The 12,590-nt window shown below is 35.5% G+C and carries 15 protein-coding genes; 9 read left to right on the top strand and 6 right to left on the bottom strand.

Annotated features, from left to right (window positions below; genetic code table 11):
* Positions 1–111 (top strand): transposase domain-containing protein (locus F908_RS00730; RefSeq protein WP_034602528.1); only part of this gene is annotated, 111 nt, incomplete at its 5' end.
* Positions 112–250: 139 nt separating this feature from the next.
* Here the strand turns inward: F908_RS00730 and F908_RS00735 are convergent.
* The 6 genes from F908_RS00735 to F908_RS00760 all read right to left on the bottom strand — a co-directional run bounded on the left by F908_RS00735 (position 251) and on the right by F908_RS00760 (position 6,351).
* Positions 251–547, bottom strand: coding sequence for a hypothetical protein (locus F908_RS00735; protein ID WP_005155976.1), 297 nt, complete (start codon positions 545–547; stop codon positions 251–253).
* On the bottom strand, positions 547–1,188 hold the full coding sequence (locus F908_RS00740) for an AAA family ATPase (RefSeq protein WP_005155979.1): 642 nt from the start codon (positions 1,186–1,188) through the stop codon (positions 547–549). The genes F908_RS00735 and F908_RS00740 overlap by 1 nt, the downstream gene beginning before the upstream one ends.
* 189 nt (positions 1,189–1,377) lie before the next feature.
* Positions 1,378–2,298, bottom strand: coding sequence for a replication initiation protein RepM (repM, locus tag F908_RS00745; RefSeq protein WP_005155981.1), 921 nt, complete (start codon positions 2,296–2,298; stop codon positions 1,378–1,380).
* Positions 2,299–2,710: 412 nt separating this feature from the next.
* A complete protein-coding gene (locus F908_RS00750) occupies positions 2,711–5,254 on the bottom strand; it encodes a relaxase/mobilization nuclease domain-containing protein (RefSeq protein ID WP_005155982.1) in 2,544 nt (847 codons plus the stop codon).
* Positions 5,244–5,735 carry a plasmid mobilization relaxosome protein MobC gene (gene mobC, locus F908_RS00755; RefSeq protein WP_005155983.1) on the bottom strand — a complete coding sequence of 164 codons (492 nt, stop codon included), beginning with the start codon at positions 5,733–5,735 and terminating at the stop codon, positions 5,244–5,246. Before mobC ends, F908_RS00750 begins: the two co-directional genes overlap by 11 nt.
* A gap of 370 nt (positions 5,736–6,105) precedes the next feature.
* Positions 6,106–6,351 (bottom strand): hypothetical protein, encoded by a 246-nt coding sequence (locus tag F908_RS00760; protein ID WP_005155984.1) that lies wholly within the window; start codon positions 6,349–6,351, stop codon positions 6,106–6,108.
* A gap of 153 nt (positions 6,352–6,504) precedes the next feature.
* Between F908_RS00760 and F908_RS00765 the strand changes: the two genes are divergently transcribed.
* The 8 genes from F908_RS00765 to F908_RS00800 all read left to right on the top strand — a co-directional run bounded on the left by F908_RS00765 (position 6,505) and on the right by F908_RS00800 (position 12,399).
* Positions 6,505–6,729, top strand: coding sequence for a hypothetical protein (locus F908_RS00765; protein ID WP_005155986.1), 225 nt, complete (start codon positions 6,505–6,507; stop codon positions 6,727–6,729).
* A 303-nt stretch (positions 6,730–7,032) separates the two neighbouring features.
* Complete coding sequence (locus tag F908_RS00770; protein WP_005155989.1) at positions 7,033–7,650, top strand: hypothetical protein; 618 nt, start codon at positions 7,033–7,035, stop codon at positions 7,648–7,650.
* A gap of 101 nt (positions 7,651–7,751) precedes the next feature.
* The gene (locus F908_RS00775; protein WP_228761473.1) at positions 7,752–8,720 is read left to right on the top strand and encodes an IS30 family transposase; all 969 of its coding nucleotides are present in this window, start codon (positions 7,752–7,754) and stop codon (positions 8,718–8,720) included.
* A gap of 74 nt (positions 8,721–8,794) precedes the next feature.
* A complete protein-coding gene (locus F908_RS16175; RefSeq protein ID WP_081399854.1) occupies positions 8,795–9,268 on the top strand; it encodes a hypothetical protein in 474 nt (157 codons plus the stop codon).
* 929 nt (positions 9,269–10,197) lie between these two features.
* The gene (locus tag F908_RS00785; RefSeq protein WP_005155998.1) at positions 10,198–10,428 is read left to right on the top strand and encodes an antitoxin; all 231 of its coding nucleotides are present in this window, start codon (positions 10,198–10,200) and stop codon (positions 10,426–10,428) included.
* Positions 10,425–10,820 (top strand): type II toxin-antitoxin system tRNA(fMet)-specific endonuclease VapC, encoded by a 396-nt coding sequence (vapC, locus tag F908_RS00790; protein WP_005155999.1) that lies wholly within the window; start codon positions 10,425–10,427, stop codon positions 10,818–10,820. Before F908_RS00785 ends, vapC begins: the two co-directional genes overlap by 4 nt.
* Positions 10,821–11,107: 287 nt before the next feature.
* The gene (locus F908_RS00795) at positions 11,108–11,632 is read left to right on the top strand and encodes a hypothetical protein (protein WP_005156000.1); all 525 of its coding nucleotides are present in this window, start codon (positions 11,108–11,110) and stop codon (positions 11,630–11,632) included.
* Positions 11,632–12,399: a caspase family protein gene (locus F908_RS00800; protein ID WP_005156002.1), complete on the top strand. Its 768-nt coding sequence runs from the start codon at positions 11,632–11,634 to the stop codon at positions 12,397–12,399. The genes F908_RS00795 and F908_RS00800 overlap by 1 nt, the downstream gene beginning before the upstream one ends.
* Positions 12,400–12,590: the final 191 nt, after the last annotated feature.

A 12,590-nucleotide genomic window follows, 5' to 3' on the forward strand; every position in this document is an offset into this window, starting at 1 on the left:
CTGAATGGTCTTGATCCGTATGCCTATCTCAGTGATGTGTTGAAAAGGCTGCCAACACATAAAATGAAAGATATCGAAGCGCTGCTGCCGCATAATTGGAAGCCTGCTTGAGTTCAAGTGGGCTTCACTGGATGCTTACCAATCACACCTGATTGGGCTTTTTTGTTGATTTTTCATGTTTCACAGTCTTATTCAGTTTAATTAAAATTTTTTGTCCTATTAATTACGTAAGTTAAGTAACTTGCGTATATTACTTAACCTCTTCTAAGACTACATCTTGTAATTCTGTTGGAGAGAGCTTTTGTAACTGATGAATCGCTGCTTTTAGGATAATTGAACGGTTAGCTTTTGCTACTCGAGACTCTACAAGTAGATCATCTATTTCTTTACTAACCTCTTCTGTCAGTGAAAAAGTAAATCGACGATAGACTTGTTGAGATGCCTCTAAGTTTTTAACACGCTTCGAAGAACCACTAATAAATTCTTCAATTTTTTGTTCAGTGGTTTTAGTTTCTTGAGCTGATTTTGTTAAACCTTTTAGTGCCATTACAGCTCTCCTAAAAATTCCAGTGCCAATTGCTCAATTTCAATCACAGCTTTCTTATCTGAGTCGACTTCAAATACAGATAAGCCATTTTCATCTGCATCATCATATACATTACGGTTAGTAGTAATCTGATTGAGAGGAATTAATCCAAAGGATTGACATGCATCTTTCGCATCTAAAATACGTTGAACCTGACTAGGTAGTGTTGGACATTGAGTAATTACAGCTCGGGTAATTAAAGAAGGGTTCACAGCTCTGGCTAATTTAATAAGCTGTTCAACATGAACTAAAGTTTTTAAATCACGACGTTTTGGTCTAAATGGCAATAGCATATGTGTAGCAATAGTCATTGCTGAGCGTAGGGCTTCTGAATCTTGTCCACCTGCATCAATAATAATATCTTGGTATCTTTTAGATAGATCATCTAAAACCTGTCGGATGTTGCCAGCTGCTTGAACTGAAGGAATATTTTTAAGATCAGAGTTGGCATCTCGTTCCCTGATCCAATCTGTTGTGGTGCTTTGAGGGTCTGCATCTAAAAGTAAGATGTCACGATCTTTTTGTTGAAGATAAACTGCTAAATTTTGTGCAAGACAGCTTTTCCCTGAGCCACCTTTTTCACCGCCGACAAGAATAATCATTATTATGTAACTTATGCAACTTATGTAGGTTGAAGATTTTAATAAAAATTGCTCACAATATCAACTTACATAACTTAAGTAAGTTATGTGAGTTGATATCGATAATGTGTACACAAGAACATATTAGTGTTATATAAAAATAGGTTTATCGACCCATATATAAGATAATATTTTTTAAAAATCATTATCTTATTTAATAAGAGACAACTTTTTAAGATATGGTATGAAAACTTTTTGTTTCTCTTGATCCTTTAGCATTTCACTAATTTTATTCTCAAAATCCTCATATCCACCGCCTACTGGAGCCATATGTGAAAGCTCATTTAATTTAGATAACTTATTTGCATAAAACTTTAATTGTTTTTCAGAAAAATTAATAAAATCGTCTTTTTCCTTTTGTGGTGGTGTATTAAGTTTTTTGACTTTAGATTTGAACTTAAAACTAAATCCAGTAATGATCCTTCCTGTTTTATGTTGCTCATATTGAGCTTTTATATCTGTAAATTCGTTAACCTGAGTTAAAGCAAAATCTAAAACAAATCTTTTAAAATTACTCATAGTTTTATATTGAGTTTCTTCAACTCCTAGCTGCCCTCTAAAAATTGTTAAATCAATAATGGGGGTTTTTCCTACCGTCCTCCATTGAATTAAAAGTTCATATAATCTAATAGCATAAGCACTAGTAAGTCTTGAAATTTGTTGAAGTTCATACTTGGTAAAGTTCTCTTCTAATCGTGTAATTAGAGGAACTATATCTTTAGTAAAACGCATAAAAACTATACCAGACTTATCTTCATATCCGATCTTATCAACCCAACGACAGTGAAAACTACGATCATGCTGCGTTATCGGGTTAATATCATGATAAGTAACATATCGATCAAAAAGGCTCTTTGATGCTGTTTTCAAAACTTCATAAGCTGTATTTTTTTCTACGTGAAATGTGTTTATGTAGCTACTAGCATGAATACTTAACAAGCTATTTGCAGTAATTCCTTTTCCTGTTTCTCTGGCTTCAGCAATAGCTAGCAAAATTAGACGCTGTTCTGCTGTATCAAGCGTATAACTTGCTTGAATTAACGTATTATCTTTTACTACTAAAGATGACATATCTATTCTTATCTAAAAAAAATATACATTACCTTATTTTAACTAGGTTATCAAACAACCTAGCTTTATAGGTCGATAAACCTAGCTTTATAGGTCGATAAACCTAGCTTTATAGGTCGATAAACCTAGCTTTATAGGTCGATAAACCTAGCTTTATAACTCCTGTAATATCCGTATATAAAGGCTTTCAGCTTGCTTAAAAGCATTTAAAAGCATTAAAAATAACTAAAAGCATGAGTCATGAAAAATTGCCCTTGGTTTTCGCTTCGCTCAAACTCTATTGAATCTCGCTTTCGCTCGATTCGTCGGGGCAATTTTTTAGTTCATGTTTCCGTCAATTTAAGAAAAGGCAAAAGCAAGATCAAAAGCAACTCGGAATTCGCTTCGCTCGGTAAATCATTGTTTAGATTAACTAAAAGTTAAAATCTAAGTCATTTTGGGGCTTTGCTTTGTATTCAGGTTGATAGCTATTCTGAGAAACATTATCTTGAGAGGACGGTTTTTTAATTTGCTCAATATCACGTTTGATATTCTCAAAATGCATTAAACAGGTTTGGTATGCAGCTCGGTGCTGCTCAAAATGGGTATCTTGCCGTTCTAAAATCTTCTCGCATTGCAGATATTTCAGCATGCGTTGATCATTTTTGATGATCTGCTCAATTTTTTCATAGTTTGATCTGTTCAGATTTGAGCTTGCTCGGCTCATGTAGGTTTCTAGGTTTTCTGCCTTTTTCTTTGTGTAATCAATTAATAGAGATAGTTTTTTGCTGTCATAGGCTTGTTGCTGTTTATCACATAGTTCTTTGTGATAGAGAACACAGTCGGGGTAATAATTGTCATTGCGCAATGAACTAAATTGAAAATCTGTGGCTGGCTTTGGCATCAGTCGAATCTCCGCTGCTATTTTTTCTAGTTGACCAAGTTGTTGATTAATTCGATTAATCTTTCTACTGTCTCCACGAGCATGTCGATTTGCTTGCTCTGCATCTCTAAATCTTCGTAAAAGTTGTCGGGTACTTTCAGTTGCGAGATTTTCAAGAGTGCGTTCTCGAGGTCTGCTTGCTGTGAGCTGATATTCGATTGAATGGGTTTCAATGCTGTGTTTACTAAGTTGCTGACAATGCTGTTTAAATCCAGCTGCTTCAAAGCTTGTGTTAATTGCGTCTGTAATTGGATCAGCACATTGTTTTGAAATGCTTGCTGTAACTGCTCCGATAAGTTGCCCTGTTCGAGCTTTGAAAGCTCCTGTTTCAGTGCTGAAATTAAGGCCTGCTGGGTTTCGTTCTCTCTTTTCAAGTTGCTGATTTTGTTTTGTAAGCTCTGCTCGACTTCGCTGTATTTGCTCAAGATGTTTTTTAATGAACTCACTTGTTGATTCAATGCGTTGTTTTGCTCTGTTAACAAGTTGATTTGTTGACTCAATAAGTCGTTTTGCTCTTTCAAAAAATGGTCGATTTCGGTCTGCATAGTTTTCTTCCGTAATTAATACATGTTGCTGTTTTGATTTGAAATTATTTGTGAGTTCTGTTGAATCACTTCGCGTTGTGCTGTGATCGTTTTTAAGTTTGAACTTGCTTGATAGCTGAGTAAGAAATTCATTAAAAGAATCAGCACTCCAAAAGCCATCATTGCCCATAAGGTATGGGTTGCTCTCTGGGTACTCAATTTTTCTTTGAGCAGGGTTTGTATGCTGTTTTCGATCTGCTCGCTTTGGTTTGCTAGTGCTTGTTGGACTTGGACTTGGGCTTGGGCTTGGATACTGTTCTGTAAGCTCTTTTGATCGATCTTGAGGCTTTGGACTTGGCTGTTGATGTGCTTCTGTAACGCCTGGATTGATGTTGAAAACGAATCGATGCTGGTTGTGACGGTTTTGATGCTCGATATATCGATATTCGATAGCTGTACTTTTAATGCTTGTATTTGCTCCATATAGCTCGTTATGAGCGTTTGTATTGCTTGGGGTGATAGATTCTCTATCTCGCTCAAAATCGAGCGTAGATGCAGTTCTACGGCTTCTGTCGTCTGCTGTACGTTGTGCAAAAGCATGGTGCTGTTGATGATAGGTCGCTCGCTTTGCTCGATAAGTTGCTCGAAGTTGATCAGCGTCTGTGAGAGCTGCTGCAAGCTCGTTTGCAGTTGGCTTGCTTTCTGCTGCTGCTCTGACATGCTCTGTATAAGATTCAATTTCGAATTGTTCATGATAAAAATCGCCTTTAAGTCGATGTGTTTTGCCGTTATCGAGTATGATTGCTAAAAAATTTTTGCTGGGTTTTATCGAATCAATACCGTCGAGTGCACTAATACAATCGATGAGATCGGTTCGATTCTTTACTGTTTGAGTGCTTAAAAGTGCTCGAACGTAGTTATCAAATGCTTTACAAAACTGATTTTTGGTCAGTGTCTCAATGTTTTGGTTGAGAAGAATCTTTTTTGCTTGTTTGTTTAGCTTTACGATGTGATTCGGCTCTTGTGTTGTACGCATCAAAAGTAGGTCGTCGGGGCGGGACCATTGATATTTCGTGTTGAAGTAGTCTCGTAATGAGTCGAAATGTTTCTTATGCCCTGGCGGTGCAATATTCAGTGACTTCCCGCTTTGTATGTCGAGTCGAGGGGTTAAAATGTGGATGTGTTTTGAGCCGTCATCATCGGTGTGTAGGACTGCAAAAAGGTGGTACTGCGATTGCTCCAGTCCTGCGAAGGCATGTTGTTCAAAGTCGTTTAGGACTTCTTTAATCTGCTCGTCTGTCGGTGCATCTTCTTTGGACCATGCAATGATGCCACTGGTATATTTCCATAGATGCGGACTGGAATCACAAATCGCGTTAAAGGTGGTTGCATCCCCTCTTAGAACTTGCACGCCTGCACGAACATTCCCCATGTGATCCAGCTTGTCGAGTACGTATGCGGATGCTTTTACTGGACTACCTTTGCCGTGCTCTAAAAATTTAATATGCACTTTCGTCTTGCTCCGCAAGTTGAAGTGAAGACAGCTGTTTTTTAAGTCTTTCCGGGTTTTGTCGGCTGATTTTTGGAAGAGCCGGAAATACCTGTTCTAGCTCTGTTTGAATGGCTTTTAAAACTAAAAGAATACTGAAAATATCGAGTTTGCGTTGTTCCTGCGGATCAGCGTTTTTGATGATGTTTAATGCGCGTGCAATTTGATTAATGTTGTTGCCGATTTTGGCGAGTTCGAGCAATAAAGCAGGGTCTGTTTTTTGATAGCGTTTGACGACCTCAAGCACAGTTTTGGTTTTGATTCTAGGTGAATCTTCTTGTTGATCATGAGGATGTTGAACGGTCACGGAATTTTTCATCACCTCGTGCTGAATGAGGGAATGAATGAAGTCGGTGAAAGTGGTGTTTTCTAGTTCTAGGTGTTTCTCAAGCTGCTCTAGCTGTAGCTGGGTGAGCCTGAAATCTTTGCGTTTTGTTCGCATACCATCATCCCTATTAAAATGCTTTTGCTTTTGAGGGTCTTAGGGAGGTCTCCTCCCTAACAAGCCCCGTACACACAAAATTCGTAGAATTTTGTGTGTACGGGTAGGCTTGCTTATTTCCTTATTTCATTTCGGATTCCTGAAAGGCTCGAAAATCATTAAGGATGATGGTATGACGAGGAGTCTTTTAGTTGTAAAAAAAAGGCTTAAAGTTCATGAAAAAGGTTTATTTTTAAATCTGTTTATCTCAGTAAGCCATACCCATAAAGTGAGTTTATGGCTCTCATTTTTTCTTTTTTCAGATCTAAATTGTTCCTCTTTTATAGCGTTTATTCTGAAATGCTACAAAAGAGGAAAAACGATTCATAACTTAATAGTCAAAGTTAAAGAAATTTTCGGGGAAACAAGAACGGAAAGCTTTTTGAATATCGCTGTACTCGCATTCGGGATGCTCCTCTAAATAACGTCTAGTCCAAATGACTGTTGCTTCATAGTCGTTAAAGCTCGGGTCGAGTTGCAAAAAAATCCAGAGTTCATGTGCTTTTTGAATGAAAAAGTCATTGATGATCATAAGTACAATTTTCTTTTCAGCGTTTGAATCAGGATATGAGTACATAGTGTGTTTCTCCTATAGAGATGATAAATAGGTTGCTTGATAAGCTATTTATAACACATAAAAATATGTGTTTAACACATAATTTTGTGTGTTTTTATGTAAATATAACCCTATGCTATAATCTCAAGACACCTTTTCTATAAATTTAATCAAATGCCATATACTGAATTTCAACGTCTTATCGGTAAAGCAGGGCTTTCAATTAAGGAATTTGCTGCATTATTGGATATGAAACCCAATTCGATAACGAATTACAGTAAACAAGGTGTGGTTCCTACACATATCGCTGTAATCGTTGCGTTGATTTCTACGATGAAAGATGAGGGATTAGATTTCTATCCAATTTTTGAAAAAATTAAGTCGTATTCACAAGAATAAAATTCTCATTTTTTGATCGCTGTAAGCTTTTTACTAGATATTGATGACGTAAAAAATGCCTGAAGTTCAGGCATTTTTTCATTTTGGGTACTTATAAACCTCGATAGAACTTTTTAACAAAGTTTCGAGTTTTGAGAACCAGGGTATTCATCAAAGTCTTACGTTCTGAGATCTTAGGACTGCAATCGGTAAACCGGACATTTCTATTTTGGGCTTACAAACGCATTTCGTATAAGGTGTATTATGTTAATTTAAGCAGAATTAAATAAGCTAAGATTAAGCCAATAGATTTAGAGACCTTAAATGACGCTGACCCAAAGGTTCATAGACCAGATCTTCTTTAATATAGATAAAAATCAGACAGCTTTCATAAGAAATGAAAGCAAAAAAATTGTACATTTAGGTAGCACTGACTTTAATGATCTGAATCAAAATCAGAAGAATATTATATTAAAAACTCTAGATAAAGTATTGAATAATAATTATAAATTACTAAATAATGAGTTAGAGAACCTTTTTAGTAAAGATACCAATTTTAGTAGTTTTTTTAAATTAATTCGTCTCTCTAGAGATATTGAATTTTCTTTATTTTGGGATCATATCCAATTGGTTGATGATCTTAATAATGATTTAAATCAACAGAACTTTAATAAGTTTAAAATATTTTTGGCTAATTTTGGATCTTTAAAAATTCAAGATCAAACTTTGGATGCTTTTTGGAACGAGGCTATAAGCTATAAAAATTCAGATATTCTTGCACAAAGTATGTTTAGCTTAAGCCTTTATTCGCTTCTTTCTCATTTAGATATATTGACTCACCATTCTCTTTTTAATGATATCAAACCAGTATGTTTAGGTTGGCTTTTCCAAAAAAAATTGAATCCCAAAACCTTTCAATGGAAGGATGGTACGGCAGAGTAAAACTTGAAGTGCGACATAAACCACCTAATTAATTTAAAGGGTTTATGGAGTATATAAAATTGTCATACCATCATCTTAACTTTGAAGATCGTACTGCATTAATGCTTGAGTCAAGAAAAGAAGGCTTTTCACCCAGAAAATTTGCTGAACTTATTAAAAGACATCCTAGTACGATCTATCGTGAACTTAAAAGAAATAGCATCAATGACGTTTATCAAGCTCGATATGCTTCTGATAACACCTTCGCTAGACGTAGACGTGGTCACAGAAAACTCAAAATCGACTCAATTCTCTGGAGATTTATTGTTGAAGCGATCCGTTGTTTATGGTCTCCTCAGCAAATATCGAAGCGTTTAAAGACATTTCCTGATTTGGATCAAACAATGAATGTAAGCCATACAACGATTTACTCAACTATACGAGCATTACCAAAGGGTGAGTTGAAAAAAGACTTATTATCCTGTCTGCGTCATGAAAATAAAAAGCGAAAAGCTAACGGTGAACCTAAAAAAGATTCTATATTACAGGATATTAAAACTATTCATGAGCGCCCAGCCGAAGTTCAAGAAAGAAAAATACCGGGTCATTGGGAGGCCGATTTAATTAAAGGTAAAGACAATAAAAGTTCGATAGCAACACTTATTGAACGAAATACACGGCTCTGTATCTTGGCAACATTACCTGATGCAAAGGCAGAATCAGTGCGCAAGGCTTTAACTGAAGCTCTGAAATATTTACCTGCAGAACTGCGTAAAACGTTGACCTATGACCGTGGACGTGAGATGTCAGAACATAAAATACTCGAAGAAGATTTAGGCATAGATGTATATTTCTGTGACCCACATTCACCATGGCAAAAAGGCACATGCGAAAATATGAATGGTTTAATTAGGCAATATTTACCTAAAGGAATTGATTTAAATCAGGCAGATCAGCATTATTTAAATCAAGTTGCCATGTCACTGAATACTCGTCCTAGAAAAGCGTTAGATTGGCTTACACCATTAGAGAAGTTTGCTCAGCTTGTTGATTATCATAAGGCTTTTGAAACTGTCGCACCTCATGTTTGAATTCGCCTACTGTTACCAAAATTAGTGAGCATAAGGCTATATGGACTAATCCTAGTCGTAGTTTATTGACTCTAATGGCTACATTTGCTGCTTTAAAACTAAATGATGACAGGCCATCTACTTACCATGGATTAAACTTTTCGAACTATTTATTAAATTACACTGAAAAAAAGGAAAACTTTATAAAAAAGGCTAATGAAGGCTTTCCAATTAGTTATAAAGACTTTCTGTGGTTAATGTCAGATACTGTTGATCGTAGTGATAGTCAAGCTACAGGTAATAAAGAGATCACCAGAGAAACAATAAATATTTTGCAGGGTATAGAAATTGAGTATAAGGCCAATAACAATCTAATCTTGTTATGGATTATCTATAGGTTTTTTCAAAATGATTCTGAGTCTAGGCCTAAAGATACCGCCTATATGCATGGAATCTACTATGAGTTTTGGGAATTTTTTTCTAATTTTTATAAAAATAAACGTTCTAATACGCTACCAGATCAATGGCCAATTGATTTACAAGAAAGTGCTCAACCACTGAGTGGTTGAGCACTTTGTAGGTAATTTAAAATTACTTACCTTTGGGCGGATTATTGTCACGTCCACCACCGGATGGATTACCAGTAGTACTTGGCCAACCTGCTGTGCTCATCATCTTCATCCTTATTTCGATTTCGTAGGTTTGTGATTAGGGTTTAATTGGTTGCCACGATTAATCTGATTCTGTGTATATTGAGAATTATTAGGATTCTTCACTACAGATTTTTGAGTATTAGCATTTTGTGTCATTGCACTTTCCTTCATTTAAAATAACTTAGTGATTTAAAGATATCCATTTTGAAACCAAAACCATTCCCCAAAAAACAATTTTTTTAGACTAAAAAACAATCAAAAATAGTTATCTAAAAGCTTGTAAGAATCCCCCATTTAACATAATGGGTGTTATGCGAAATCACCTTTTAAAAGTTGTTTAATATCAAATATTTAATTATTTTACATAACCCAAAAAAACACTAAAAAGCCGACTTAGAAACAAGTCGGCTGCTTTTTGAGCAGTTTTGGAATGTTTTGCCAATAAAATGGGTTAAAAAATACTCAAAATTTCCGTTTCCTCTGATTTCTAAAGGCTTCTCTGATGCTATTTTATCCCCATTTCCTGCGGACAAATATTGGGATAATTTGAGGATATCTCCATGTACGTTCTGGCGTACAGTCATTCAAGAAAATTACCAATATGCAGACATGTCTCGATTTAATATCATGGCTTCATTGAGAACAGGATGTTCCAGATAAAAATAACAAGATCAGCGACAGGACGCGAGGGATGACAGGAGTTGACCCTAGTACCAAATACGAAAAACCCCGACAGGATGTCGGGGTTTTTTTATTGCCTCATAATTTTAATTTCACTTTGACTCTACAAGATTTAATGCTATGGTATATATCAATGATATATATCTTTGTTTCGGGAGGTAATTATGGAAATTGCGAAAGTATTTCAAACTGGTCGCAGTCAAGCGGTTCGCTTGCCTAAAGCCTTTCGCTTTAATGGCACGGAAGTGGCCATCAAAAGCTTCGGGCGTGGTGTATTACTCATGCCCATCGACAATCCTTGGGATATCATGTTAGAAGCCATCAATGAGTTTGAGGTTGGATTCCAGTTAGAGCGAGATGATCAAGGCGAACAGTTCCGTGAGGAGTTCAGATGATTTACCTCTTAGACACAAATATTTGTATCTATGTCATCAACAATAAGCCTCAACACGTTTTTGAACGCTTTAAGCAATATCAACTCGGCCAGCTTACGATTTCAAGTATCACGGCATCTGAGCTGGCTTTCGGTGTAGAGAAGTCTGGATCTGAACGCAATAAACAGGCGTTAAACAAGTTTTTGTCACCTTTAGAGATTCTTCCTTACGATGAACAGGCCATTTGGCATTACGCCAAATTACGCCAGAATCTTCAATCTATAGGTAAACCGATTGGCAGCTTAGATATGCTGATTGCTGCTCATGCCTTGGCATTAGATGTTGTATTAGTTACGAACAATACAAAAGAATTTGAACGGATTGATGGTTTGAAGCTAGAGAATTGGGTCTAATCGCTATATCTAGCCCTCTGCAGGGCTAGAATTCGCATAAGAGTTTTTATGTTAACTAATGGAGTCTAAAAATATCTAGGCTCTCTATAAGGGAAAGCACAATTACCCCTTGCGTAGATACGACCTATGCGTGGCTCCGTCAGCCCGAATTAGGTGAGTGCATTAGAAAACTAAATATTTATTTTAGTATGGAATACGACTTAACCTGTCGCTAAAAAAAGATTAACTATATCAATAGTTAAAATTAAATATGTATAATTGTGATATAACTTTATAAGAGAAATACTGTGGATATTAATTGTGTTCCTGAAGTAGTAACTGGAGTAGATTGGTCAAAAATAGGGCCTGCAATTTTAGGTACTGTATTATCGGTTGTTGTATCAGGTGTCTTATTTTTCGTCAAAAATAATATTGATAAAAAGATTAGAGAAGAGAATCAGAAAAAAGCTGATTTAGACCAGCTAGATAAGCAGCTTGATGATATTTTGAAGATAGCTATTTCATACCCTTATCTTGAGACAAAGAAATTTTGTGAAACTTGGGATAAAACCAAAGCTGAAATTGGAGATGATTGTGATAGATATCAGAGATATAGCGTTTTTTGCAATTTAGTTTTTAACTATCTTTCTCGCTTAGCTGAATATTGTGAATATGATTTGGAATGTATTCAGAAACAGCATATTAATATGAAAGAATGGGTTAGATTACACCAAAAAAATTGGAATGATCCTTTAAATGATCCGAATGAAAATATTGATAGTTATGATGAAAAGTTTGTAGCACTTGTTAATAAATGTCTAGGAAAACACTGATGAAGAAAAAAGCAATAATTATTGCCAACCAAGATCCTCTGTTAACTGGTGTTTCTAAAGATATAGATCATATTCAGGTATTTTTAAAAGATATTGTTGGGGGGGCATGGAACTCAGATGAAATTGAGGTTCATATTAATCCTACGTTAAGCTTTCTTAAGTTAGCATTAGCGATAGATAAATTACATAGCTATGACTACATGATGGTTTTTTTTACAGGTCATGGAGGACATAAGCGTCAACAAACTTATGTTCAAATAAACAATGATAAAGAGTTAATAGCACAGTCTGAATTGGAAAATTTATGTAAAAAGCAGATTAATATATATGACTGTTGTCGTAGTGAAATTGAAACTCTTACTGAATCGAGAGCTTCAATGAGCATGGAGTCTTACAAGTTTGGAGATTCTTTAAAGTTGACGAGATTAGAAGCTAGAAGGCTGTATGAAAATCAAATTGAAAGGGCAAAACCTCAGCAATTGATTTTATATTCATGTTCTTTAAATGAATACTCGCAAGATGAAAGCTACGGTGCTTTATATTTAACAAATCTTCTAAGAGATGCTAATACATTTGAAAACTGCCAATATCACGGAAAAAGGTTCAAAGTCGCTCTAGAAAGTCACAACAATGCTGCTATCAGAGTGAAAAGAGATAATCGTGATAAACAAAATCCGCAGACACCTGATTATCAAGTAACTAAATTTCGTGATATTGAAGATCATTTGATAATTAGTATTAATCCTGAGAAGCATATTTATCGTTAAATATTTCTAAAATTAACATAATACACCTTATGCGTAATGCAAATTTTTATTTCTTATAAATCATCTTCTTAGACTCAACAAAAAAGCCCAATCACAGTAAGCCTCCAGTGAATCACCACTATTTTTAGTGGATCAATCCCCCGATAGTGTCCACTAACCAATAAGTGGACACCTATTTATGGATTTAAAGA

It is taken from the genome of Acinetobacter sp. NIPH 284, from assembly GCF_000369425.1.
GTDB lineage: Bacteria > Pseudomonadota > Gammaproteobacteria > Pseudomonadales > Moraxellaceae > Acinetobacter.

What these genes read in the sequence shown, in the direction of transcription:
- mobC (WP_005155983.1), bottom strand. Translation starts at nt 5,735, where the DNA reads ATGCGAACAAAACGCAAAGATTTCAGGCTCACCCAGCTACAGCTAGAG.
- F908_RS00765 (WP_005155986.1), top strand. Translation starts at nt 6,505, where the DNA reads ATGCCATATACTGAATTTCAACGTCTTATCGGTAAAGCAGGGCTTTCA.
- F908_RS16175 (WP_081399854.1), top strand. Translation starts at nt 8,795, where the DNA reads ATGGCTACATTTGCTGCTTTAAAACTAAATGATGACAGGCCATCTACT.
- F908_RS00775 (WP_228761473.1), top strand. Translation starts at nt 7,752, where the DNA reads ATGCTTGAGTCAAGAAAAGAAGGCTTTTCACCCAGAAAATTTGCTGAA.
- vapC (WP_005155999.1), top strand. Translation starts at nt 10,425, where the DNA reads ATGATTTACCTCTTAGACACAAATATTTGTATCTATGTCATCAACAAT.
- F908_RS00785 (WP_005155998.1), top strand. Translation starts at nt 10,198, where the DNA reads ATGGAAATTGCGAAAGTATTTCAAACTGGTCGCAGTCAAGCGGTTCGC.
- F908_RS00735 (WP_005155976.1), bottom strand. Translation starts at nt 547, where the DNA reads ATGGCACTAAAAGGTTTAACAAAATCAGCTCAAGAAACTAAAACCACT.
- repM (WP_005155981.1), bottom strand. Translation starts at nt 2,298, where the DNA reads ATGTCATCTTTAGTAGTAAAAGATAATACGTTAATTCAAGCAAGTTAT.
- F908_RS00740 (WP_005155979.1), bottom strand. Translation starts at nt 1,188, where the DNA reads ATGATTATTCTTGTCGGCGGTGAAAAAGGTGGCTCAGGGAAAAGCTGT.
- F908_RS00760 (WP_005155984.1), bottom strand. Translation starts at nt 6,351, where the DNA reads ATGTACTCATATCCTGATTCAAACGCTGAAAAGAAAATTGTACTTATG.
- F908_RS00770 (WP_005155989.1), top strand. Translation starts at nt 7,033, where the DNA reads ATGACGCTGACCCAAAGGTTCATAGACCAGATCTTCTTTAATATAGAT.
- F908_RS00800 (WP_005156002.1), top strand. Translation starts at nt 11,632, where the DNA reads ATGAAGAAAAAAGCAATAATTATTGCCAACCAAGATCCTCTGTTAACT.